At 61.3% G+C, this 23,898-nt stretch carries 22 protein-coding genes and 1 pseudogene; 10 read left to right on the top strand and 13 right to left on the bottom strand.

Annotation, left to right across the window (positions count from 1 at the left end; all coding sequences use genetic code 11):
* Window positions 1–10: 10 nt before the first annotated feature.
* Window positions 11–514, bottom strand: coding sequence for a CinA family protein (locus tag ACGLHT_RS08610; protein ID WP_274078453.1), 504 nt, complete (start codon window positions 512–514; stop codon window positions 11–13).
* A gap of 185 nt (window positions 515–699) precedes the next feature.
* Here ACGLHT_RS08610 and ACGLHT_RS08605 point away from each other — a divergent pair, with 185 nt between their 5' ends.
* Window positions 700–933: a PLDc N-terminal domain-containing protein gene (locus ACGLHT_RS08605; protein ID WP_004376302.1), complete on the top strand. Its 234-nt coding sequence runs from the start codon at window positions 700–702 to the stop codon at window positions 931–933.
* A 288-nt stretch (window positions 934–1,221) separates the two neighbouring features.
* Here ACGLHT_RS08605 and ACGLHT_RS08600 read toward each other — a convergent pair whose 3' ends face one another.
* Window positions 1,222–2,436: a zinc-dependent alcohol dehydrogenase gene (locus ACGLHT_RS08600; protein WP_274119965.1), complete on the bottom strand. Its 1,215-nt coding sequence runs from the start codon at window positions 2,434–2,436 to the stop codon at window positions 1,222–1,224.
* 84 nt (window positions 2,437–2,520) lie between these two features.
* Between ACGLHT_RS08600 and ACGLHT_RS08595 the strand changes: the two genes are divergently transcribed.
* Together ACGLHT_RS08595 and ACGLHT_RS08590 are read left to right on the top strand one after the other, a co-directional pair.
* A complete protein-coding gene (locus tag ACGLHT_RS08595) occupies window positions 2,521–3,354 on the top strand; it encodes a DUF2238 domain-containing protein (RefSeq protein ID WP_274119964.1) in 834 nt (277 codons plus the stop codon).
* A 336-nt stretch (window positions 3,355–3,690) separates the two neighbouring features.
* Window positions 3,691–4,176 carry a glycine zipper domain-containing protein gene (locus tag ACGLHT_RS08590; protein WP_274119963.1) on the top strand — a complete coding sequence of 162 codons (486 nt, stop codon included), beginning with the start codon at window positions 3,691–3,693 and terminating at the stop codon, window positions 4,174–4,176.
* 144 nt (window positions 4,177–4,320) lie between these two features.
* Here ACGLHT_RS08590 and ACGLHT_RS08585 read toward each other — a convergent pair whose 3' ends face one another.
* From ACGLHT_RS08585 to ACGLHT_RS08555, 7 genes are all read right to left on the bottom strand, one after another.
* Window positions 4,321–4,680, bottom strand: coding sequence for a cupin domain-containing protein (locus ACGLHT_RS08585; RefSeq protein WP_085588129.1), 360 nt, complete (start codon window positions 4,678–4,680; stop codon window positions 4,321–4,323).
* Complete coding sequence (locus ACGLHT_RS08580) at window positions 4,677–5,270, bottom strand: GNAT family N-acetyltransferase (protein WP_274078451.1); 594 nt, start codon at window positions 5,268–5,270, stop codon at window positions 4,677–4,679. Before ACGLHT_RS08580 ends, ACGLHT_RS08585 begins: the two co-directional genes overlap by 4 nt.
* Before the next feature lie 564 nt (window positions 5,271–5,834).
* Window positions 5,835–7,079, bottom strand: a complete 1,245-nt coding sequence (gene arsJ, locus ACGLHT_RS08575; RefSeq protein WP_274119962.1) for an organoarsenical effux MFS transporter ArsJ — start codon at window positions 7,077–7,079, stop codon at window positions 5,835–5,837.
* Window positions 7,080–7,088: 9 nt separating this feature from the next.
* Window positions 7,089–8,093, bottom strand: a complete 1,005-nt coding sequence (locus ACGLHT_RS08570) for an ArsJ-associated glyceraldehyde-3-phosphate dehydrogenase (protein ID WP_274119961.1) — start codon at window positions 8,091–8,093, stop codon at window positions 7,089–7,091.
* Window positions 8,094–8,115: 22 nt separating this feature from the next.
* Window positions 8,116–8,832, bottom strand: coding sequence for an arsenical resistance protein ArsH (gene arsH / locus ACGLHT_RS08565; protein WP_137164236.1), 717 nt, complete (start codon window positions 8,830–8,832; stop codon window positions 8,116–8,118).
* A gap of 4 nt (window positions 8,833–8,836) precedes the next feature.
* Complete coding sequence (gene arsB, locus ACGLHT_RS08560; RefSeq protein WP_075045498.1) at window positions 8,837–9,898, bottom strand: ACR3 family arsenite efflux transporter; 1,062 nt, start codon at window positions 9,896–9,898, stop codon at window positions 8,837–8,839.
* Window positions 9,899–10,010: 112 nt separating this feature from the next.
* On the bottom strand, window positions 10,011–10,367 hold the full coding sequence (locus ACGLHT_RS08555; RefSeq protein WP_075045497.1) for a metalloregulator ArsR/SmtB family transcription factor: 357 nt from the start codon (window positions 10,365–10,367) through the stop codon (window positions 10,011–10,013).
* Between the two features lie 382 nt (window positions 10,368–10,749).
* Here ACGLHT_RS08555 and ACGLHT_RS08550 point away from each other — a divergent pair, with 382 nt between their 5' ends.
* The 3 genes from ACGLHT_RS08550 (at window position 10,750) to tcuB (ending at window position 14,435) form a co-directional block, all read left to right on the top strand.
* Complete coding sequence (locus ACGLHT_RS08550) at window positions 10,750–11,670, top strand: LysR family transcriptional regulator (RefSeq protein ID WP_274119960.1); 921 nt, start codon at window positions 10,750–10,752, stop codon at window positions 11,668–11,670.
* A 148-nt stretch (window positions 11,671–11,818) separates the two neighbouring features.
* Entirely contained in the window at window positions 11,819–13,273 is a 1,455-nt protein-coding gene (gene tcuA, locus ACGLHT_RS08545) for an FAD-dependent tricarballylate dehydrogenase TcuA (protein ID WP_274119959.1), read from the top strand.
* The gene (gene tcuB / locus ACGLHT_RS08540) at window positions 13,254–14,435 is read left to right on the top strand and encodes a tricarballylate utilization 4Fe-4S protein TcuB (protein WP_274119958.1); all 1,182 of its coding nucleotides are present in this window, start codon (window positions 13,254–13,256) and stop codon (window positions 14,433–14,435) included. The genes tcuA and tcuB overlap by 20 nt, the downstream gene beginning before the upstream one ends.
* A 60-nt stretch (window positions 14,436–14,495) precedes the next feature.
* Here the strand turns inward: tcuB and ACGLHT_RS08535 are convergent, their stop codons facing one another.
* A complete protein-coding gene (locus tag ACGLHT_RS08535) occupies window positions 14,496–15,389 on the bottom strand; it encodes a LysR family transcriptional regulator (protein ID WP_274119957.1) in 894 nt (297 codons plus the stop codon).
* 147 nt (window positions 15,390–15,536) lie between these two features.
* Here ACGLHT_RS08535 and ACGLHT_RS08530 point away from each other — a divergent pair, with 147 nt between their 5' ends.
* From ACGLHT_RS08530 to ACGLHT_RS08515, 4 genes are all read left to right on the top strand, one after another.
* Window positions 15,537–16,616 (top strand): 4-oxalomesaconate tautomerase, encoded by a 1,080-nt coding sequence (locus ACGLHT_RS08530; RefSeq protein WP_003256767.1) that lies wholly within the window; start codon window positions 15,537–15,539, stop codon window positions 16,614–16,616.
* A 73-nt stretch (window positions 16,617–16,689) separates the two neighbouring features.
* On the top strand, window positions 16,690–18,003 hold the full coding sequence (gene dctA / locus ACGLHT_RS08525) for a C4-dicarboxylate transporter DctA (RefSeq protein ID WP_025339496.1): 1,314 nt from the start codon (window positions 16,690–16,692) through the stop codon (window positions 18,001–18,003).
* Window positions 18,004–18,126: 123 nt separating this feature from the next.
* Window positions 18,127–19,431 carry a CitMHS family transporter gene (locus ACGLHT_RS08520; RefSeq protein ID WP_025339495.1) on the top strand — a complete coding sequence of 435 codons (1,305 nt, stop codon included), beginning with the start codon at window positions 18,127–18,129 and terminating at the stop codon, window positions 19,429–19,431.
* A gap of 58 nt (window positions 19,432–19,489) precedes the next feature.
* Window positions 19,490–20,743, top strand: a complete 1,254-nt coding sequence (locus ACGLHT_RS08515; protein ID WP_274119956.1) for an OprD family porin — start codon at window positions 19,490–19,492, stop codon at window positions 20,741–20,743.
* 48 nt (window positions 20,744–20,791) lie between these two features.
* Here ACGLHT_RS08515 and ACGLHT_RS08510 read toward each other — a convergent pair.
* The 3 genes and pseudogenes from ACGLHT_RS08510 to ACGLHT_RS08500 form a co-directional block, all read right to left on the bottom strand.
* Window positions 20,792–20,944 (bottom strand): annotated as a pseudogene (locus ACGLHT_RS08510) (EamA/RhaT family transporter); the annotation flags it as partial.
* Between the two features lie 157 nt (window positions 20,945–21,101).
* The gene (locus ACGLHT_RS08505) at window positions 21,102–22,613 is read right to left on the bottom strand and encodes a sensor domain-containing diguanylate cyclase (RefSeq protein WP_274119955.1); all 1,512 of its coding nucleotides are present in this window, start codon (window positions 22,611–22,613) and stop codon (window positions 21,102–21,104) included.
* 160 nt (window positions 22,614–22,773) lie between these two features.
* Window positions 22,774–23,874 (bottom strand): SDR family oxidoreductase, encoded by a 1,101-nt coding sequence (locus ACGLHT_RS08500; RefSeq protein ID WP_274119954.1) that lies wholly within the window; start codon window positions 23,872–23,874, stop codon window positions 22,774–22,776.
* Between the last annotated feature and the right edge of the window lie 24 nt (window positions 23,875–23,898).

Raw genomic sequence — 23,898 nt, 5'->3', positions numbered from 1 at the left:
CACGTAGCCCTCAGGCGCGCTCACCGCGCAGCCAGCGTTGGTGGTAATGGGCCAGGTGCGACAAGCCGAAGAGCGCGCCCTGGCGGATTACCTCCGCGCGCTCGCCAAAAAAGCGCTGGCTGCGAGTGAACACGGCCAAGGGCTCGCCGGCAAAGGCCCAGGCAAAGCACACCGTGCCCGGGGCGATGGCACCCTGCGGCTCCGGCCCGGCGACACCCGTGCTGGCGATGGCGACGGTGGCGTCGCTGTCTTTCAATGCGCCGAGCGCCATCTCCCAGGCGACCGCCTCGCTGGTCAGGCCGTAGCGTTCGATAGTCTGCGGGCTGACGCCGAGCAGACGTTTCTTGGCACTGGGCGAGTACACCACGTAGCCGCTTTCCAGTACCTCGCCGGTCCCCGGCACTGCTGCCAGCAGCGCAACCATGGCACCGGCCGTGCACGATTCTGCGGTGGTCAGTACCAGCTTGTGGGCCTTGAGGTAATCAAGGGCCTCGAGTACGGGGTCGGTCGTCATGGATAGTCACTCGTGCATTGTCTTGTGGTGGACGTGTTTCCTGCGGGATTGGTTCATTGCTTGTGCCACCGATCAATGGCGGGGAAAGCTTCCTGAACTTTGTTCCGCTTGCCGGCTTCCTCTAGGTAGGAGGGCGGCGGTGCGGACCTCGCGCTGCTGCCGGAACAAGCAGAGGAGAAGCGATCATGACCGAGCCTGTGACGTATTTCTGGATCGCTGTGGCGGCGATCATTGTGTTGCTCGATCTGTGGGCCATCGTCAGTGTTTTCCGCAGTGACAAGAGCGATGTGACGAAGGCGATGTGGGCACTGTTGCTGTTGGCGCTGCCCATTGTCGGCCTTGCCATCTGGGGCGTGCTTGGGCCGCGTGGAATCAAACGCGGTACCGGGCCGTCGTCGCCTGAACATAGCAAGGGGTAGGAGGGGAAATGAAGAAAGGATCGGAGACACCTCGCAGCGGAACCCAAGGTGAAGAGGAACGGGACAATGATGCGCAGCGTCCTGATGGGTCAACTGGCACGTCCCATGATTCCACTGCGCAGAAAACAGCTCGTGATGAAACGCAACGCAAGCGGTCCGCGTAACCTGTGGGAGCGGCTTTAGCCGCGAAGAATCCAACGCAGTGCATGGCACCGGCTGCGCCGGTGTTCGCGGCTAAAGGCGCTCCCACAGGTTCCCTGCTAATTCAATGAGTCATGGGCAGTTCGATCATCGCCCCCCGAATGCATGGTCAGGTCCCAATGTACCGGCGGCAGCGCCCGGCACTAGGATGACCTTGCGGCAGTCGTCCTGCTTCTGGTCGAACAACTTGTAACCTAACGCCGCTTCTTCCAGGGCCAGACGGTGGGTGACGATCAGTTCCGGTTCCAGGCGCCCGGCCTCGATATGTTCGAGCAGTTCAGGAAGGAATTTCTGCACGTGGGTCTGGCCCATCTTGAATGTCAGGCCCTTGTCAAAGGCATCACCGAACATGAACGCATGGATAAAGCCCGCATAGACCCCAGGCACGCTGACCACGCCGCCCCGGCGCACCGCGGCGATGCTCTGGCGCAGCGCCTTGCCGCTGCTGCCCTCGATCTTCAGCGTGGTCAGTACTGTTTCGGTGGTACTGCCCTTGGCCTCGAAACCGACCGCATCGATGACGGCGTCCACGCCGCGCATGCCTGGGGTCAGGCGGATGATGCTGTCTGCCGGGTCATCATCCTGCTCGAAGTTGATCGGCACCACGCCGTAGGCGTCGCGAGCGAACGCCAGGCGGTAGTCATTGTCGTCGACCATGAAAATGGTCTGGGCGCCCAGCATGCGCGCGCAGGCTGCGCTCAGCAGGCCGACTGGCCCGGCGCCATAGATGGCTACTGTCGAGCCGGGGCCGACCTGCGCATTGGTAACGGCCTGCCAGGCTGTTGGCAGGATATCCGAGAGGAACAGCACCTTGTCGTCCGGCAGTGCGGTAGGCACCTTGAACGGGCCGACGTTGGCCTTGGGCACCCGCACGAAATCCGCCTGGCCGCCGGGCACGCCGCCATACAGATGGCTATAGCCGAACAGTGCGGCCCCGGGCGGGATGCCTTTCTTGTTGATGATTGCACCGCGGCCGGTGTTGGTGGTTTCGCAAGCGGCAAACTGGTCGAGTTGGCAAAAGAAGCAGCTGCCGCAGGCGATCACGAAGGGAATCACCACGCGGTCACCGACCTGCAGGTTGGTCACCCCGCGGCCGGTATCTTCGACGATGCCCATGAACTCGTGGCCGAAGATATCACCCGGCTCGGTCTGTGGAATCTTGCCATGGTAGAGGTGCAGGTCGGAGCCGCAGATGGCGGTAGCGGTGACCCGAAGGATGATGTCGTCCTCGTCCTGGATGATCGGGTCGGGGACATTGTCGACCCTGACGTCCTGGCTTCCGTGGTATGTCAGTGCTCTCATTGGTTCATCTCCTGCAGTGGCGGGTCCGGGTGGTCTATGCAGGGGAAGCCAAGGGGGGAGGTAAAGTTCAGGTGGAATCATCCAGTGGCAAGTTTCAGTGCCATCGGCGCCAGCCAAGGTAACGAAGTCGTTGGGGTGACATGGCATCAGCTGAAAACAGCTACCGGAGGAAACTTTAGCTGCCCTGTCAGGCTCAACCGTGCTCAAGCCGAGCGTAAAGCCATGAACAATAATCCAGCGTCGCAAACAAGCTTTGCCCCGTCGGCCACGCCAAGGCAGGTTGCGGGCTTGCTGGCATCGGCCACGTTGATGGTGCTTGCTTCGGGGGTTGCGCCGCATGACCGTGCAGATTGGTGGCTGGAAAACGTTTTGCCGCTGGCACTCCTGCTCACCTTGGCTGCAACCAGCCGCTATTGGCGCTTTTCGCGGCATGCCTACCTGGCAATTATGGTGATGCTGGCGATTCATGAGCTAGGCGCGCATTTCACCTATGCCAAGGTTCCCTATGACGCTTGGCTGCGTGCGCTTACCGATCACTCTCTAAATACCTGGATGGGCTGGCAACGCAACCAGTTCGATCGTCTGGTGCATCTGAGCTACGGCCTTCTGTTCGTCTTGCCGATCAGGGAACTGCTCCAGCGCCAGGCCCTGTTGCGGGGCGGCTGGTTGGCGTTGTGCACTGTTTCTTTCGTGCTTGCGACATCGGCGCTGTACGAACTGCTGGAGTGGATAGGCGGCCAATACCTGGGCGATGACCGGGCACAAGCCTTTCTCGCGACCCAGCAAGACCCTTGGGATGCGCAAAAGGACATGGCCTTGGCTTTGCTCGGCGCACTTTTCACCTTGTTGATCCAGTGGTTTGGGTTGCGCAAGCTTTGGGGTAGAAAAGTAGTGTTTGTGGAGGACAGGCACGGCTGACGGGGCAGGACTTATCGCTGTGTAGGAGCGGCCTTGTGTCGCGAAAGGGCTGCGAAGCAGTCCCAGGGTTTCGGCGCAGACGCATAAGTTGCTGGGGCTGCTTCGCAGCCCTTTCGCGACACAAGGCCGCTCCTACAAGGCCAGCAGGTAGCATCCAGCGCGACACTGGAAAGGCCTTTCGCAATCAGCCTGTGACCAGCGAAAATCCCTAAAGTTTCCGTCGGGAAAACAGTAACTTGGAGAATTTTTCCAAGTCGTGTCACTCGTCGGATTTCCATTGTAAGGCCCTGTGCAGAGCCTCAGGATCGCCTCCGTATCCCTCTGAGGCTTTCACATATGAAGTACTCCTCGATTCTCTTGTTGTCACTTGGCCTGCTGAGCGGCGTTGCGTCGGCAGGCGGCAATACCGAAGCAGGTATAGGTGGCGCATTGGGTGGAGTATTGGGCTCGGTCGTCGGCCAGTCGATCGGCGGCAGCACCGGCTCGGCAATCGGCGCCGGCCTGGGTGGCGCGGCCGGTGGTGCGGTGGGTGCCGACAAGCACAGCCGTGGCGAGGCGGCCATCGGCGGCGCACTGGGTGCAGCTGGCGGTAACGTGGTGGGTCGCCAGATGGGCGGCACCACTGGCAGCATGATCGGCGCAGCAGCCGGTGGCGGTGTGGGCGGTGCCTTGGGCAACCACATGGGCCGGGAATACGATGACGATAGCGGGCATCGCTATCGTGATTATGACGACGATGACGATGATCGGGGCTGGCGTCGTCACCGCCACGACCGTGGCAATCACTACGGCTGGCGCAACAAACACCGCCACGACGACTGACCCGCCGAGGCGGTTACGCTGTTTTCTTTACCTGCTTGGGGCCGCTTTGCGGCCCTTTCGCGTCACAAGGCCGCTCCCACAATGGCTCTGTTGCATGCGCGACAGCGCAGCCGTGAGGCAGAGGGCTGTTGTGGCCTGCCGTGCCTAGTTCGCTGGCAAGAGGATCACAAAGTTCTTTTTCATGTCTTCCAGCACGGTCCATTTGCCCTTGGCGCCCGGTTCGATGATGAACGTGTCGCCAGCGGCCAGTTTGACGGGGGCGCAACCCTCAAGCTCGATGACGCAGCATCCACTCAGGACATGGCAGAACTCCCAAACCTTGTAGTCAATGCGCCACGCTCCGGTGCTGGCTTCCCATTCTCCGGAAATGCGACCTTGCTGTTCATCGTGATAGTACTTGGACGTCAGCGTATGAGGGGTGCCTTCCACCACCTCTTCAAAAAAGGGAAGGTCGCGTATCGGTTGGATATCCAGTTCGCGGAACACGGTCAGTTTCTTGTTCATGGTTTTTTCTCGAGCACGTTGTGGTTAGGGCGATACATCAAATAGGCTTCACCGGTTACGCCCAGCATCGGGTGCGGAACGATCTGGCAGGTTTTAACAATTTGAAAACCGTGACGTTCGTAGAAGCGGCGTGCACCGTGGTTTTCTGCATAATCGATCAGGCATAGCCCATTCAGGCCAGACTCCTCGGCGCGCTGCTGGGCGTGGCGAAGAAACTGGACGCCCAGCCCCTGGCTGCGCCAGGCCTCATCCAGGGCCAGGCTGGATATGTACAAGGTGTCGGGTATTTCCATGTCGGAATAAGGCGCGAGGACCGGGTCTGCCTCGACAGGCCTGTCAGGGGTCTCGCGCAAGGCATAGCTATGCATCATGCCGATGACACGCCCTTCGAAAGTGGCCATCAGGCAGTTCTTGTAGGAAAAGTCGCCCTGTTCCCTGGCATAGCGAGACGCACCGACGCTCAGCAATGCTTCTCCAGGAGCGGCAAGCTTGCTCCATATGTAATCGGCCATGCCCTCCGATGTCAGTTGAAAGAAGCGCGCAATATCGTGCGCGTCCGAGGCTTGAGCGGGCCTGAAGTCGATAGGCATGTGCAGTGCTCCCATGGGACCGGGTGGTTAGTTTTCAAGGATTACGCCTTTGGCAGGGAGGCAGGGTAGGCGGGTTGAACGGTGCCCATCATGCTGTGGGCGAACACCGTCAGCACGGTGTGCGACGCTGTCCCATGCGCAAAGGCATTCCGTCATCTGTAACCGGGGCCGCTTCGCGGCCCATCGCCGGCAAGCGCGGCTCCCACAGGTACAGCGCATGCATGAAGGCTGGTGATATTCCCGAGGAAGATTGCCCAGCCCCTTTGGGCTGCGCTGTCGCGCAGAGAACAAATATCGCTCGTCTGATGCGTCCTTTGTAGGAGCAGCCTTGTGCTGCGAAGAGGCCGTTACAAGCAACAGAGCGTGGATCAGTGTCCGCGCTGGGTCTAACTGATTTTGTAAGCGCGACGCGTACTCTGTGGGAGCGGGTTTACCCGCGAAGCAGGCGCCGCGGTGGATGGCACCGGCTGTGCCGGTGTTCGCGGGTGAATCCGCTCCCACAATGATTTCTGTTGGGCAGCACGACAGCCAAGGATCGATTGTGGGCAGCTGTGGATCACCCCTTTACCTTTTCTCTTCGCTAGCCTGGAGCACCCCGCCAGCATGCCTTGGCAATGCGATAGAAATCAGGGCAGCCAGCAGAACAAACGCTGTGGAGATCCACAGGCAGGCTCCCAGCCCGTAAGCCTGGAATACCCAACCGGAAAGCAGCGTACCGACCAGCCGCCCTAGCGCGTTGGACATGTAATAGAAGCCCACATCCAGCGATACCCCGTCTTCCTTGGCATAGCTGACGATCAGGTAGCTGTGCAGCGACGAATTCACGGCGAACAGCACGCCGAACAGCATCAGCCCGCCCAGTAGCACCACCTGCGCCGACCAGCCAGCCGACAGGCCCAGGGCGATGAGCGCCGGCAGCCCGGCAAGGGCGATCGCCCAGATGAAGGCTGCGCGACCGTCGGGCACATGGCCGCGTTTCTTGCCAGTGATGTGGGGCGCAAGCGACTGGACGATGCCGTAGCCGATTATCCATGCAGCCAGGAAGCCGCCGACCAGCCAGAAGTCCCAGCCAAAAGCCGTGCTCAGGTACACCGGCAATGCCACGACGAACCAGACGTCACGGGCGCCAAAGAGAAACAGCCGTGCGGCCGAGAGAATGTTGATGGCCCGGCTCTTGGACAGCATGTCGCGGAACTTCGGTTTGGCCTTGGCCTTGCCCAGGTCCTTCTTCAGCAGGATCAGGCTGCCGATCCAGATCAATGCCAGTACCGCCGCCATGGCCAGCACCGCCAGGGTGAAGCCGAGCAGGGCGAGCAGGGCACCACCAAGGAAGAAGCCCACACCCTTTAGCGCGTTTTTCGAACCGGTGAGAATGGCTACCCACGTGTACAGGGTGCCTTGCTGGCTGTCCGGCACCAGAAGCTTGATGGAGCTCTTGGCGCTCATCTTGTTCAGGTCCTTGGCGATGCCGGACAGCGCCTGTGCCGCCATCACCCAGGGCACTGTCAGCCAGGCTGCCGGCACCGTGAGCATCAGCAAGGCCAGCACCTGCATGCCCAGGCCGATGTTCATGGTGCGGTTGAGCCCCAGACGGGCGCCGAGGTAGCCGCCCACCAGGTTGGTGATCACGCCGAACACTTCGTAGAACAGGAACAGCGCCGCAATCTGCAGCGGCGTGTAGCCCAGCGAATGGAAGTGCAGTACCACCAGCATGCGCAATGCGCCGTCGGTGAGAGTGAAGGCCCAGTAGTTGCCGGTAACCAGCAGGTACTGACGCACTTCCGCAGACAGGGCTGACAACGCCTTCATGATCGCCGGTTACTCCGCCGTGCCGACCAAGCGTGCCAGTTCAGCTGCACGGTTGGCGTAGCCCCACTCGTTGTCGTACCAGGCGTAGATCTTCACCTGGGTGCCATTGACCACCATGGTGGACAGCGCGTCGATGATCGAAGACCGTGGATCGGTGCGGTAGTCGATGGATACCAGAGGGCGTTCTTCGTAGCCCAGGATGTCCTTGAGCGGCCCTTCGGCAGCGGCTTGCAGCAGCGCATTGACCTCGTCAACCGTCGTCTCACGCTCCACCTCGAACACGCAGTCGGTGAGCGAGGCGTTGGCCAGCGGTACACGCACAGCGTGACCATTCAGCTTGCCGCGCAGCTCAGGGAAGATCTCGGCGATTGCGGTGGCCGAGCCTGTGGTGGTCGGGATCAGGCTCATGCCCGAGGCACGGGCACGACGCAGGTCCTTGTGTGGCGTATCGAGGATGCTCTGGGTATTGGTCAGGTCGTGGATGGTGGTGATCGAGCCGTGGCGGATGCCCAGGTTCTCGTGAATCACCTTGACCACCGGGGCCAGGCAATTGGTGGTGCAGGAAGCGGCGGTGACGATACGGTGCTGCGCCGGGTCGAACAGGTGCTGGTTGACGCCCATCACCACGTTCAGCGCGCCTTTCTCCTTCACCGGAGCGCAGACCACCACGCGTTTGACGCCCTGATCCAGGTAGGCCTGGAGCACCGCTACCGACTTCATCTTGCCGCTGGCCTCGATGACCAGGTCGCAGCCCGACCAGTCGGTGTCCGCAATGTTCTTGTTCGCGGTGACCTTGATGCGCTTGCCCTCGATCACCACCGAGTCGCCTTCTGCCCCGGCTTCACGCTGCCAGCGGCCGTGGACCGAATCGAAGTTGATCAGGTGGGCGTGGGTCTCGGCGTCCCCGGCCGGGTCATTGATCTGGACGAATTCGAATTCCGGCCAGCCCCAGGACGCGCGCAGCGCCAGGCGACCGATACGGCCAAACCCATTGATGCCTACTTTGATTGCCATGGTCTTGTTCTCGAGTTGTGATTCAGATGGATCGTTGATTGACACGCCTGGACAGTTCCTCGGCCGACTCTTTGCGCTCGGAGTAGCGGTCGACGAGGTAGTCGGCGCGGTCGCGCAACAGCAGGGTGAACTTCACCAGCTCTTCCATGACATCGACGACACGGTCGTAGTACGGGGACGGTTTCATGCGGCCCGTTTCGTCGAACTCCAGGTAGGCCTTGGGTACGGACGACTGGTTGGGGATGGTGAACATGCGCATCCAGCGGCCAAGCACGCGCAACTGGTTGACCACGTTGAACGACTGCGAACCGCCGCATACCTGCATGACCGCAAGGGTCTTGCCCTGGGTCGGCCGTACGGCGCCCATGCTCAGGGGGATCCAGTCGATCTGCGACTTGAACACACCAGTCATCGCGCCATGACGTTCCGGGGAGCACCAGACCATGCCTTCCGACCAGAGCACCAGGTCACGCAGCTGCTTGACCAGCGGATGGTCATCGGGCGCGTCATCCGCCAATGGCAGGCCGGACGGGTTGAAGATTCGCGTCTCGGCACCGAAGTGCTCCAGCAGGCGGGCGGCTTCTTCGGTCAGCAGGCGGCTGAAGGAGCGTTCGCGGGTCGAGCCGTACAGCAGCAAGATGCGAGGCTTGTGGGTGGACTGTTGCTCGATCGCCAGTTTCTCGGCTGTCGGCACATCGACCAGGTCGTTGTCGATGTTGGGAATGGGGTGTTCGGTCATGGTTTCACTCCTGGGAGAAGGCGCCAGATGGCTGATCGAACCAGCGACGCTTGAGCCACCAGGCCACGCCAACCAGCGAGATCAGTACCGGCACTTCCACCAAGGGCCCGATGACGGTGGCAAATGCGACCGGCGAGGCGAGGCCGAAGGTGGCGATGGCCACCGCAATGGCCAGTTCGAAGTTGTTGCTTGCCGCAGTGAAGGCCAGCGCAGTGGTGCGGGGGTAGTCGGCCTCCAGCAGCTTGCCCATCCAGAAGCTGATGAAGAACATCACCACGAAATAGATGGTCAGCGGGATGGCGATGCGCAGCACGTCCAGCGGTAGTTGCAGCACCATGTCGCCTTTCAGGCTGAACATGGCAACGATGGTCAGCAGCAACGCCACGAGGGTCAGCGGGCTGATTTTCGGAATGAAGTGCTCCTGGTACCAGGTGGCGCCTTTACGGCTGATCAGGGTCTTGCGAGTCAGGAAACCGGCCAGGAACGGGATGCCCAGGTAGATCAGCACCGATTGGGCTATATCGAGGAAGCTGGTCTCGATGACGCTACCTTCCAGGCCGAACAGTGGCGGCAGCAGGCCCAGGAAGATCCAGGCGTACACGCTGAAGAACAGGATCTGGAAAATGCTGTTGAAGGCGACCAGGCCGGCCACGTACTGGTTATTGCCGCCGGCGATCTGGTTCCATACCAGCACCATGGCGATGCAACGCGCCAGGCCGATGAGTATCAGGCCGGTCATGTACTCGGGCTTGTCGGAAAGGAACACTACTGCCAGCCCGAACATCAGCACCGGGCCGATCACCCAGTTCTGGATCAGCGACAGGGCAAGGATGCGCTTGTCCTTGAAGACCTGTGGCAACTCCTCGTATTTCACCTTCGCCAATGGCGGGTACATCATGACGATCAGGCCGATTGCGATGGGGATGTTCGTCGAGCCCACCGACAGACTGTGCAGCCACGCTGGCAACCCCTGGAACAGGCTGCCGAGAGCGATCCCCAGGCCCATGGCCAGGAAGATCCAGACCGTCAGGTAGCGGTCGAGGAATGAAAGCCGGCTTTTGCTCATGGTGTATCTCCTGAACGTCAGAGCGTTCCGATGATCGCCAGCTCGGCCTTGAGCCGGGCGGCATCCGGTTGTTCGAAAGGCAATGCGAGAAATGCCTTTTTCTCGGCAGTGGTCAGCAGCAGGCAGCGACGCGCTGAGGGCGGTCACCCATGGTGTCCAGTCGTTTGGCGCTGGTGCTCAACCATTCGCGATTGGCTTCCAGCGTGGTTACCAGGACATCGCGTACCCAGGCGGGCAGCTCTGGATGCAGGCGGTAGTAAACCCATTGGCCCTGCCTGCGGTCTTCAAGCAGGCCGCAGGTGCGCAGTTGTGCGAGGTGGCGAGAAACCTTGGGTTGGCTTTCTTCCAGGGCGCAGATCAGTTCACAGACGCACAGCTCTTCCTCGCGAGTGATCAGCAGCATCATCCGAATGCGGTTCTCGTCGGCGAGGCATTTGAAGACCTGGGTCGGGGTCAGCGAGTCAGTCATGGGCGTTCTCGGGGCGGGCAGCTGGTGCCTATGGCGGTATTCAATGTATATGTTTTTTCGAATATACGGATTTTCGAATGTATTGCAAGGCCGCCGGATCTGTTCTGCGCACCTTGTGAAAGCAACGGCCTTGCTCAATTCCCAAAGCTGGCGCGATCCCTGTAGGAGCGGCCTTGTGTCGCGAAAGGGCTGCAAAGCGGCCCCAGGTTTGATGCGCAACAGTTGAAATTGCTGGGGCTGCTTTGCAGCCCTTTCGCGACACAAGGCCGCTCCTACAGGGTCCCTGTCAACTTGATAAGGTACGGTAGCGTTCTGTCGATCAAGGCCGTGCAAATACGTTTAACATGCTCCAGGCCCGCCCCCATCGTTGAAAGAGATTCGCATGGAATTACGTCAGCTTCGCTATTTCCTGAGTGTTCTGGAGTACGGCAGCCTTGGCAGGGCTGCGGTCGAACTTGGGGTCGGCGCCTCGGCATTGAGCCAACAGCTGTCCAAGCTGGAGAGCGAGCTGTGTACCCGACTTTTGACACGTTCGAGCACCGGCGTCGCGCCGACGGCGGCCGGACTGGCCTTCGAATACCATGCGCGTCTTGCGCTTCGTCAGGCGGAGCATGCTGTCCTGGCGGCACAGAGTGGTCGCATGAGCGGCTATGCCAGCGTGGGGCTGGCCCCGACCACTGCATCGATCCTTGGCTTGGCGTTGATCGACAGGATGCGCGAACGCTATCCCGACATCCGGCTGCACCTGGTGGAAATGCTGTCTGGTTATCTGATGAACCAACTCAATGCCCGGCACCTCGACCTGGCGGTGCTGTTCCAGGCAGAGACGGGGCCGCGGCTGGAGGTACGGGCGCTTCTGACGGAGCGGCTGTTCGTGCTGGTTCCCGCGCCACTGGTCAAGGACGGCTGGGGCGAGTCGCTCACGTTGCAACAGATCGCGACGCTGCCGTTGGTTATGCCAAGCACGCAACACGGTCTGCGAACGACGTTGCGCTCGATTTTCGAGCGGGCAGGGCTGGAGGCCAGCATCGTCATGGAAGTCGATGGTTTGTCGCTGTTGATGGATTGCGTGTGTGCGGGCCATGCCGCCACCATCCAGCCCGGCGCGACGGTGGCCCGTGCGCATCAGGCGGGCCTGCGCGTGTTTGCTGTCGACGAAGCCCTGGCGCAGCGTCGCAATGTGATTGTCAGCCTGACTGATGACGAGCTCTCACCGGCGGCGCTGGCGACGCGGATCGTACTGCAGGACGTTGCCCGGGAGCAGGTGGAGCAGGGCCGATGGCCAGGCGCACGGCAGCTTTGACCCAGGCGCCGAGGGCGCTTGCTCCGACCCTTTAGAAAAACTGAATGCCTCCCCCCGACCATCGCGTTTCGCGGTCTGCGGGCGCTCATTAAAGTCCCCGGTCACGAGGAGCAGCCGAACATTCGGCTCTTCGTGATCTGGAGGCGAAATGATCGATGTGCTAGTCATCGGAGGGGGCAATGCCGCCCTCTGTGCCGCGCTGATGGCGCGAGAGGCCGGAGCCAGCGTGCTGCTGCTCGAGGCCGCACCCCGCGCCTGGCGTGGTGGCAACTCACAACACACGCGTAACCTGCGGTGCATGCATGATGGCCCCCAGGACGTACTGCTCGAGGCGTACCCGGAAGAGGAGTTCTGGCAGGATCTGCTGAAGGTCACCGGTGGCCAGACCGACGAAAAGCTGGCGCGCCTGGTGATTCGCGCATCCTCCAGCTGTCGCGGGTGGATGCGCCGGCATGGCGTGCATTTCCAGCCCTCATTGTCTGGTGCACTGCACACCGCACGGACCAACGCCTTCTTCATGGGCGGCGGCAAGGCGCTGGTCAATGCCTACTTTCGCAGCGCCGAAAACCTTGGCGTACAGATACGCTACGACACACCGGTAGCCGACATTGAACTGCGGGACGGACGCTTCGTTGCGGCCCATGTGCCGGCACGCGAGGTTCAGGGGCGACACCTCCCCGCCGAGCGCATCGAGGCGCGTACCTGTGTGCTTGCCGCCGGTGGTTTCGAGTCCAACCGCCAATGGTTGCGCGAGGCGTGGGGGCAGAACGAGCGAGGGGAGTGGCCTTCGGACAACTTCCTTATCCGTGGTACGCGTTTCAATGATGGTGTGCTGTTGCGCCGCATGATCGAACAGGGCGCCGACACGATTGGCGACCCGACCCAGGCACATATGGTGGCGATCGATGCCCGCGCACCGCTATACGACGGCGGCATCTGCACGCGCATCGATTGTGTGTCGCTGGGCGTGGTGGTCAACCGCGACGGCCAGCGCTTCTACGATGAAGGCGAGGATTTCTGGCCCAAGCGCTATGCCATCTGGGGGCGGCTGGTGGCGCATCAGCCAGGGCAGGTGGGGTTTTCGATCATCGACCGGAAAGCCCTCGGGCGCTTCATGCCACCGGTTTTCCCGGGCGCCACCGCCGATAGCCTTGAGGCGTTGGCCGGCCTGCTTGGTTTGCCTGTGCAGGCCTTCCTCGAAACCGTGCATGCCTACAACCGAGCCTGCCAGGTGGGCACTTTCGACCACACCCGGCTGGACGACTGCCACACCGTTGGCCTAGAACCGGTGAAAAGCCACTGGGCGCGCCCGATCGATACGCCCCCCTACTACGGCTACCCGCTGCGCCCTGGCGTGACTTTCACCTACCTGGGGCTGCGCACCGATGAAACCGCCGCCGTCCATTTCGACGGGCGCCCCAGCCCGAACCTGTTCGTTGCCGGTGAAATGATGGCGGGCAATGTACTGGGCAAGGGCTACACCGCAGGTGTCGGCATGTCCATCGGCACCGCTTTCGGCCGTATCGCCGGGACCAGCGCCGCTGCAGCGGCGGGTTACGAACATCCAGAAAAAGAGAATCGCCATGACTGCGCAACTGCCTGAACCACGCCAGCCTGACACCGCCGGGCCGGCCCTCGAACTGATCCCGGTGTTGAACGTCGAGGAGCAGGAAGTGGACCGGCAAATGAGGATATGCAACGCCTGTCGCTACTGCGAGGGCTTTTGCGCAGTTTTCCCGGCAATGACCCGCAAGCTGGAGTTCGGCAAGGCCGACATCCATTACCTGGCCAACCTGTGCCACAACTGCGGCGCTTGCCTGCATGCCTGCCAGTACGCTCAGCCCCACGAATTCGCCGTCAACGTGCCGCAGGCGATGGCCAAGGTGCGCGGGCAGACCTACGCCGAGTACGCATGGCCGGCCCTGTTCGGCCGGCTGTATCGGCACAACGGCGCCTATGTTGCCAGTGCCTTGGCAGTGGCCTTGTCGCTGTTCCTGCTGCTGGCGTTGTGGGTCAATGGCACGCTGCTACCTGGTCGGCTGGCGGGCAATTTCTATGCGATCTTCCCCCACAACACCCTGGCGCTGATGTTCGGTTGCGTCTTTGTCGCTGCAGGCTTGGCTCTGGCGGTGGCGGTACGTCGCTTCTGGCGTTCGGTCTCGCCTGCCGAGGCGCTGGCGCAACCGGCAAAAGGGGCTGTGCTTGAGGCATCAAGCGCGGCGTTGACCCTGAAATACCTGGACGGCGGGCACGGCCAAGGTTGCAACAACGCCGATGATCGCTACACGCTCTGGCGCCGTCGCTTCCATCACTTCACCTTCTACGGCTTCATGCTGTGCTTTGCCGCCACGGTGGTCGCCACCGGGTATCACTATCTGCTGGGCCAGCAGGCGCCGTACCCGCTGCTGAGCGCACCGGTGTTGCTCGGAACCCTGGGTGGAATTGGCTTGATTGTCGGGCCTGCCGGGTTGCTGGCGCTGAACCTGCGCAGGGCGCCGGAGCAGGGCGATGTGGCCCAGCGCCCCATGGACCGGGCCTTCATCCTGCTTCTGCTGTTGGTCAGCGCCACAGGCCTTGCCTTGCTGGGGCTGCGTGATACCGCAGCGATGGCTATCGTGCTGGCGCTTCACCTGGGGACGGTGATGGCGCTGTTCATCACGCTGCCCTATGGCAAGTTTGCCCATGGCCTGTTCCGCAGCGCGGCACTGTTCAAGTTTGCAATCGAGAAGCGCCGCCCCAACAAGCTGGGCCTGGGCGGGGAGTGAACCATGAACTCAGCCCGTATTTCCCCCGCGCCGTGCCGAGCCGGAAGCAAGGCATTTCGTTCAGCGGTTGGGCCACTTGTCCAGCAGGATCGACACGAACTTCTCCGCTGCCGGCGACAGCGACGCCCCTCTGCGGTAGACCAAACCAAGGGTACGGGTTACCTGGGGTTCGATCAGCGGCACGCTGACCAGCGTCGGGTGGTCGGCGCTGGGCATGGCCAGGCTGGGCATGGCCGACACGCCCAGCCCGGCCTCGACCATGCCCAGCGAGGTGGACAGGTGCTGAACCTCGTAGAACCACTTGGGCCGCAGGTTGAGACCGGACAGGGCATGGTCCAGCAGCATCCGGTTACCGCTAAGCCGGCCTACGCCAATCAGGCGGTAGTCGGCCAGTTCTGCCCAGGTGACGGCTTCACGGTTCGCCAGCTTGTGGTCCCTGCGGCAGGCCAGGACGAAGTGCTCCTGTACCAGGGAGACGAACTCGATGTCCGGGTGCTGGCCGCTCATCATGTTGATGCCGAAATCGGCTTCACCGCGCAGTACGGCTTCGAGCCCGTCGTTGGCACTGAGGTCCAGCAGACGAATGCGGATCTTGGGGTATTGCTCGTTGTAGTCACGGATCACCGACGGCAGGAAATAGAACGCTGCAGTCGGAATACAGGCGAGGGTTACCTGACCGGTCTGCCGTTCTGCGAGTTCGCGAATGCTCAGGATCGAGTCTTCGAAGTCATCCAGCAGGCGCCTGGCCTTGGGCAGGAAGTCACGCCCGACGCTGGTCAGGCTGACGCGACGAGTAGTGCGTTCCAGCAACGAAGTGCCCAAGCCTTCCTCGAGCTTCTTGATCCGTCGGCTCAAGGCGGGCTGGGACAGGTGCAGCGCTTCTGCGGCTTCGTGGAAGCTGCCGAGTTCGGCGATTTTCACGAAAGATCGTATGTCTTGCAGCTCATATTCCATCTCGGATCGCTCTTGGCATTGGGTTCGGTATTGATGCTCAAATCGGAACAATAACTACGATATTTGCATTGGATTGATTTATCCATCCCTGTCAATCTTTTGTCCACAGCATCAATGATGTCCATTGATCAACAAGAGTGCGAAATCATGCAACGAATTCCTTGCGTACTCATGCGCGGTGGCACCTCCAAGGGCCCCTTTTTCCACGCATGGGACCTTCCTGCCAATGTGGTCGAACGCGACGAATTGCTGATCAACCTGATGGGTTCCGGGCATGAACTGGAAATCGACGGCATCGGTGGCGGTAGCCCGCAGACCAGCAAGGTAGCGATTGTCAGCCCCTCGCTGCATGCCGACGCCGACGTCGACTACCTGTTCGTGCAGGTCATGGTCGCCCAGCGCCGGGTCGATACCGCGCCCAACTGCGGCAACATGCTGTGCGCCGTTGGCCCGTTCGCCATCGAGCAAGGTCTTGTCAAAGGCCAGGACGGCAAGACGCTGGTGCGTATTCGCAACCTCAACACCGGCACTTTCGTCAATTCGCTGGTGGAAACCCCCGGCGGCATCGTGCGCTATGAAGGCCGCACGGCGATCGATGGCGTACCGGGCACTGCCGCTCCGGTGCACCTGACCTTCCTCGACGCGGTCGGCAGCAAGACCGGCAAGCTGTTCCCGACCGGCAAGGCCAAGGATGTGATCGACGGCGTTGCGGTCACCTGCATCGACATGGCCATGCCGATGATGGTGGTGGAGGCCAGCCAGCTGGGCGTCACCGGCTCGGAATCCCCGGCCGAACTCGACGCCAACGGCGAACTGCTCGAGCGCCTCGAGGCGTTGCGGCTGAAAGCCGGCAAGGCCATGGGCCTGGGTGATGTCAGCGGTATGGTCATCCCCAAGCCTGTTCTGGTGTCCAAGCCCCGTTATGACGGCACGTTGCAGGTCCGCTACTTCATGCCGCACAACTGCCACCGCGCCTTGGCCATCACCGGAGCGATAGGGCTGGCGACTGCCTGCGTCAGCCCAGGTACGGTGATCGGCGAACTGCTGGGCGAGGGCGCCGAGCAACTGGCCGAGGTACGCCTGGAACACCCAAGCGGCGGTATCGATGTCGCGCTGTCACGCAGCGGCGCCGATGGCAAGACGATTCAGGCCTCTGTGGTGCGAACCGCCCGGCGGCTGTTCTCAGGCTTCGTTTACGCGCCTACATTCCGCAGGTTGGCGGGGTAGGCCCAGGCGGTAGTCCAGACCTGTACATTCGCAACAAGCGCATCCGCACAATTTCAACAATGGGTGATGCCTCATGAGACTCGCCAAATCGCTGTACTTCCAGATCCTCTGCGCCGTCCTGCTGGGCGTGGTGGTCGGTCACTTCTGGGCGCAACAGGCCGTTGCGCTCAAGCCCCTGGGTGATGCGTTCATCAAGCTGATCAAGATGATGATCGCGCCGGTGGTCTTCTGCACCATCGTCACCGGTATCGCCGGGATGACCGACAAGCGCTCCCTCGGGCGTTTGATGAGCAAGACCTTGCTGCTGTTCCTGGTATTGACCGTCATCAGCCTGATGATCGGCCTGGCAGCGGTTTACCTGTTCCGCCCAGGTGTCGGCATGAACATCGACCCTGCCACGCTAAGCACCGCGGGGCTCGGCCAGTACGCCGCGTCTGCGGCAAAGCTCAGCGTGGTCGACTTCTTCATGCACATCATTCCCGACACCTTCATCGGGGCGTTCAACAAGGGCGAAGTGTTGCCGGTGCTGTTCATCGCGGTGCTCAGCGGTTTTGCCCTGTCGTCCATGGGCGAGAAGGGCAAGCCGGTACTCGATGTGCTGGAATCTGCCTCGACCATGGTGTTTCGCATCTTTGGCTACCTGATGCGCTTCGCCCCGGTCGGCGCCTTCGGTGCGCTGGCCTTTACCGTCGGGCAGTACGGCGTGACGTCCCTGGGGGCACTGGCCAAGCTGGTCGGTACGCTCTACATCGCCTGTGCGTTCTTCGTGCTGGTGGTGCTCGGTGGTATCTGCCGTGCTCACGGCTTCAGCCTGTGGAAGCTGCTGCGCTATTTCCGCGAGGAGTTTCTGGTGGTGCTCGGCACCTCGTCCACCGAGCCCGTGCTGCCGCGCATGCTGGAGAAACTGGAGAAATTGGGCTGCAAGAAAGGCGTGGTCGGGTTGGTATTGCCAACCGGTTACTCCTTCAACCTCGACGGTACAGCCATCTACCTGTCGTTGGCGGCAGTCTTCATCGCTCAAGCCTGCAACATCGACCTGAGCCTGGGCCAGACGGTGACGATGCTGGCGATCATGCTGTTGTCGTCAAAAGGCGCAGCGGGTGTGACCGGTAGTGGCTTTGTTGCACTGGCTTCGACCTTGACCGTGATTCACGACATCCCGTTGGCAGGGCTTGCCTTGCTGATCGGCATCGATCGCTTCATGTCCGAGGCGCGTGCCCTGACCAGCCTGGCCAGCAACGCCGTGGCCACCGTGGTCATCTCGCTGTCGGAAAATGCCTGTGAACGGGAAACCTTGCTGCGCCGCCTGAACGGCATTCCGGCTGCACCGGACGAGGCGGATATTGCGCAGGCCGACTGGTCTGCCGAGCCTCGGCATCACAGCTGAAAGCCTCTTCCATCTCCCATTGTTGACTTAGAATCCCACTCAGCATCCTGGCGATGCCGAGTGGGGTAGGGGGCCGTCTGCCTTGTCGATGGCCGCGATAGAATAAAAACAAGAGAAAAGACCATGCTCGCACTCCTGGGCCTGATCATGGTGGTGACCTTCACCTACCTGATCATGAGCAAACGCCTGTCGCCAATCGTTGCGCTCACCGTGGTACCCATTGTCTTCGCTGTGATCGGTGGCTTCGCCCCTGAACTGGGCAAGATGATGCTCGATGGCTTGAAAATGGTGGCGCCCTCGGCAGCGCTGTTGCTGTTCGCCATCCTGTTCTTCGGCCTGATGATCGATGCCGGCCTGTTCGACCCGCTGATCCGCAAGATCCTCAAGCGCGTCAATGGCGACCCGGTCAAGATCGCCATCGGTACCGCGCTGCTGTCGCTGCTGGTGGCGCTCGACGGTGACGGCACCACCACCTACATGATTACCTGCGCAGCCATGCTGCCGCTGTACAAGCGCATCGGCATGAACCCGATGATCCTGGCCACGGTATCCATGCTGTCGTTGAGCATCATGAGTGGCATGAGCCCTTGGGGTGGGCCGGCCACCCGGGCCATTGCCGCGCTCGGGCTGGATGCGACCGAGTACTTCATCCCGATGCTGCCGACCGTGATCGGCGGTGCGGCCTGGGTGGTGTTCACCGCCTTCCTGCTGGGCCGTGCCGAGCGCCGACGCATCGGCAACATCGCCCTGGAGTCGGGTGGCGGCAACTGCTACATCAAGGAAATCCTCGGCGACAACCCGCACAAGCGCCCGCGCCTGGCGTATGTGAACCTGGTGCTGGTGATTGCCGTCATGACGGCGCTGGTGATGGGCGTCATGCACTCCGCTCTGTTGTTCATGATCGGTTTCGTCGCAGCGCTGATGATCAACTACCCGCAACTGGATCTGCAGAAAGAACGCATCCTCGCCCACTCCGGCAACGCCATGACCGTGGTACTGCTGGTATTCGCCGCAGGCATCTTCGCGGGGATCTTCTCGGGCACCAAGATGGTCGATGCACTGGCGCAGACCCTGGTCGACTGGATTCCCGAGGCTTGGAGCCACTGGTTCCCGCTGGTGGTGGCGCTGACCAGCATGCCGCTGACCTTCGTACTGTCCAACGACGCTTACTACTTTGGCGTGGTGCCGATCCTTGCCAACGCTGCGGCCGCCTACGGCATCGACCCGGTTGAAATCGCCCGCGCCTCGGTGCTGGGGCAGCCGGTGCACCTGATGAGCCCGCTGGTGGCCTCGACCTTGCTGCTGGTGGGCATGGTCGATCGCGACATCGGCGACTTCCAGAAGGCCACCGTGAAATGGGCGGTGCTGACATCACTGGTCATCACCGCACTGGCCTTGGTCACGGGTGCCTTGTCCTTCTTCGTCTGATCTGCCTCGGGCGCTGCTGGCGCCCACCTCATCCAAGAACAACAACAGAGTATCGAAAATGTCCCGAACTGTTTTCCGTGGGGCCACCTGTGGCCTGCTCTGCGGCTGGCTGCCTGTGGCCGGCGCTGCCGGATTCATCGACGACGGCAAGCTCAAGCTGCAGCTGCGCAACGTTTACTTCAACGAAAACTTCCGCGACGAACAAGGCATGAGCGCCCGCGCTGCTGCAACTGCAAAGAGCGAGCGTGTGGAATGGGCACAGGGTTTTCTGCTCGACTACCAATCAGGGTTCACCCAAGGCCCGCTGGGGCTGGGACTCGATGCCCTGGGGCTTGTAGGCGTACGGCTCGATTCGGGCCGCGGGCGCAGCGGTACCGGCTTGCTGCCGGTGCATGACGATGGCCGTGCCGCGGACGAGTTCGCCAGTGCCGGTGTGACGGCCAAGGCGCGACTGGGGCAGACCATCGTCAAGCATGGCACCTTGCTGCCCAAGACACCGGTGCTGGTGTACAACGATGCGCGATTGTTGCCGCAGACCTACCAGGGTACGCAGCTGACCAGTACTGATGTCGATGGCCTGACCCTGACCGCCGGCCACCTGGACCGTTTCAAGCAGCGGGACTCCTCCGACAGCACCGGCCTGTTCCTGGATGGTTACAGTGGCAGCGAGTCTGGCGATTTCAGCTTTGCCGGGGCCGACTATACCGCCAGCAAGCAGCTGCGCTTGAGCTATTTCCACGGCCAGCTCGAACACTTCTATCGCCAGGACTACCTAGGTCTGGTCCACGACCTGCCGTTGGCCGGCGGTGTATTGACCACCGACTTGCGCTATTTCAAGAGCCGCGACAGCGGGGCCGCTCATGGTGGTCAGATAGACAATGACATGTTCAGTGGGCAGCTGTCCTATACCCACTCCGGGCACACTGTCGGGGCCGGTTACCAGGTGCTCGACGGCGAGGCAGGGCTGCCATACATCAGCGGCGCGACGGTCTACTCGTTCAGTAACGTTGGCATCGGCAAGTTCATCGAGGAGGAAGAGAAAACCTGGATGGCCAGCTATGCCTACAACTTTGCTGCGGCCGGTGTCCCCGGGCTGACCTTCATGGCGCGCTACCTGAGCGGGGACAACGGTCGCTCGGCTGATGCCGGGCTCAGCGAGTGGGAGCGTGACGTGGAGCTTGCCTATGTGGTGCAATCCGGGCCTGTGAAAGGTCTGGGTGTGAAGCTTCGCAACTACGTCTACCGCTCTGGCTTTTCCCGAGGACGCGACAGCAACCGGATCTACCTGACCTACGATATTGCGATCTGGTAATGCGGCCGTGCGAGCATGCATGCCTCGAGGTGCTTGCTCGCACGCGTTTCATGCTTTGGACGGCTGTGGCGCTTTCTTGCCCAGTCGGATCAGCTCATTGGAGAAGCACAGGCCGAAGAGAATCAGCCCGGCCCCCAGGTACAACGTGTCCCGCGGTACTTCATTGAGCACCACGAACGCCAGCAGTGCGGCAAACAGAGGACTGTTTTTATCAGGGCGATGCTGCTGGAGCTGAATCCACTGTTCATCAACACTTTGCTGAGTACGCCGATCGTTGCATTCAATGCAGCGGCGCAGAGTGCAAAGAGTACGCCTTTGCCGAAATGAGATTGCATTTGTACATTCCTTGTTATTGGCTTTATGCCTTCGCCCGGTCGACATGCAGGCGATTGCGGCCCGCCTGCTTGGCGATGTAGAGCGCCCGGTCGGCGCGTTCAATCAGCGATGGCGGGCTTTCGAGGGCCGTTCCGTCGGCGCAGGCGATGCCGATGCTGGCGGTCACATGCCCGAAAGGGCTGCCTTCGTGAGGGATAGGTTGCAAGGCCAGGCGCTCGAGCATCAGCCTGGCGACGACGACCGCTCCGTCGGTGTCGGTATCGGGCAGGATCACGGCCAGTTCCTCACCCCCGTAGCGCGCCAGCAGGTCGCGAGGGCGGCGGATGCAGGAAGAGAGCAGGGCAGCCATCTGCTGCAGGCAGGCGTCGCCAGCTGGATGCCCGTAGGTGTCGTTGTAGCGTTTGAAATGATCGATGTCGATCATCAGCAAAGCCAGTGTGGTGCCGTTTCGATGGGCGGTGCGGATTTCCTGGGTCAGCGCCTCGTCAAAGCAGCGCCGGTTGGCAAGCCCCGTGAGCGCATCGTGCATCGCCAGGCTTTCGAGTTGTTGATTGCTCTCCAGCAACTGCTGCTGGGTCAGTCGAAGCTCGCTTTCGACCGCACTGCGCCGGCTCATGGCGCGAATCAGCAGCCAGCCAATGGCCCCGATCAGTGCCAGCAGCGCAGCGACCACCAGTGACGACAGCAGCGCCTCGAGCCGCCAGGCCGAGAGTGCTTCCTGCTTGCCCAGCGCGACCGTTGTCACCAGGGGTAGCTTGTCGCTCTTGCGAAACGCATAGAGGCGCTCCACGCCGTCCAGGCTGGAGGTGAACGATGCGGTGCCCGCTGGCTGGTCAACGAGATACTTGGTAAAGATGGGCGACTTCGAAAAGTTGCGCCCCATGTCCTGTTCCCGAAATGGGTAGCGCACCAGCATGGAACCGTCGGTGTAGGCCAGCCCGATGGCACCGTCATGGCCGACATCCAGTTTGCCGAAAAGCTGCAGGAAGTTCTCCACGCCAAGCGTCATGGCGACAACGCCGGCGAACTCGCCGTGGTCATCGTTGAACCGCCGGCTGATGGTGATCACCCATTCCTGGTTGACGCGGCTACGGATTGGCAGCCCGATGAAGGGGTCGCGGGATGGGTCGTCACGGTGGTGGATGAAAAAGGCTCGATCGCTGCTGTTGGCACCGACGGGTGTCGGCTGGTTGGACGACATCAGCCAGCGTCCGTCCCTGGCGTAGATCATGATGCCGCTCATCGGCGGCATCAATGGTTGCTGGCGCTTGACCAGTTGATCCAGACGTTCGATCTGCGCAGGCCCGGCGCCCTCGGTTTCCAGGCGCTCGACCAGGCCGAGCAGCAGCATCGAGCTCTGCCGGACGATACCTTCCGAATAGGTGGACAGTGCCTGGGTCAGGTTCAGGCCATGGACATTGACGTCTTCCAGGGCGCGCTCGCGAGAAGCCATGACCTTCCACAGCGTTAACGAGGCGAGAGAGCAACCGATGACCGATAGCAGTAGCACAACGAGGTGGATGTCACGCTTCACGTCAATTCACACGCCTTTTTCCCTAAAGACCAAGTTGAGCGTCGACACGCTTTAACTAACCAGACGGTCAGGAAGTAACCATCCGGTTCATGTGCAATAATATAACACCGAAGTTGCCGGAGTGTTCGACAGAATTACGCGCTCTGTCAGAACCCATTTGTTATCTTCCGCCAGGATTTGCAGAAGTGTGAACATGACGAGAGGGCAAGTAACCCTGGACGTAGCGCACGGTCTTTTCCAAAGTTCGCGCCATGTCGGGATGTGCCAACTGATACTTTTGTTCCAGGTGCTGGCTGTCACTCATGTCGAAGCGCTGCGTCTGGATGAAGTTCAATGACTCGGCGCTGATCGACAATCGGGTGGCCAGGCCGGGAATCGCCAATAGCCATTTCAGCAACCCTATGGGTACATGGCGGCGGGGTGCCTTGATATCCAGCGTTTGTGCCAATTGCTCGAGCATACCCTGCAGGTTCGGGGTGTGCTCATACAGCGCCAGGACCTGCCGGTTGGCCATCGACGGGTCGAAAGCCACGCAGGTCATCATCTTTACCAGGTAATCGACGCTGACCAATGGCAACCAGTGCCTGGCGGAACCAGGGACAGCCTTGAACCGGCCCAGTGCCAGGTTTCGAATGAGGTCGGCCAGTGGTTGCCCTTCAGGGATATGCCCGCTCTCGCTATGGCCACACACCGTAGCAGGATGAACAATCGTGTAATCCGCGCCTGCCTCCTGCATGTAGCGGATAACTGCAAAATGGGACTCCAGCTTGCTGCCTTCGTAGCCACCCACACGACCGTAGACTGCGGGCCAATTGGTGTTTTCAGGGCGCTCGTGATCAACCCCGATACTTGAAAGATGAGTAAGGTTCTGCAGCATATAGCCGCCCACCATCAGCAAGCGAATACGCTGGCTCGCCGCGAGCCTGGCGACTCTCAGTGCCCCTTGTACATTGACTGCGCGGGCCTGCTCAATTGTCAGGCCCCAGGTAAACTGCGCCGCGAGGTGGAAGACCACAGCGACTGAAGCTACGCATTGCCTGTCTGTTTCGCTGAGTCCAAGTCCATCCCTGCTGATGTCTCCTTCAACTGCATTTATATATGCAGGGTTACCTCCCAGTTGGCTTACTTGCGCTTTGAGGCGTTCGATATTTTCAGGGTTGCGCATGAGCACCCAGGTCTTGTGCCCTGTCGCAGTAAGACGGGCCAGCAGATGTTGACCCACAAACCCACTGCCGCCGGTGACGAAGCATTCCACGCTCATATCTGAATCCTTGTCTGGATGATT

It is taken from the genome of Pseudomonas sp. PsB (assembly GCF_043658375.1).
In the GTDB taxonomy this organism is placed as follows: Bacteria; Pseudomonadota; Gammaproteobacteria; order Pseudomonadales; family Pseudomonadaceae; genus Aquipseudomonas; species Aquipseudomonas putida_Z.
This window is presented reverse-complemented; position numbering and strand designations above follow the sequence as displayed.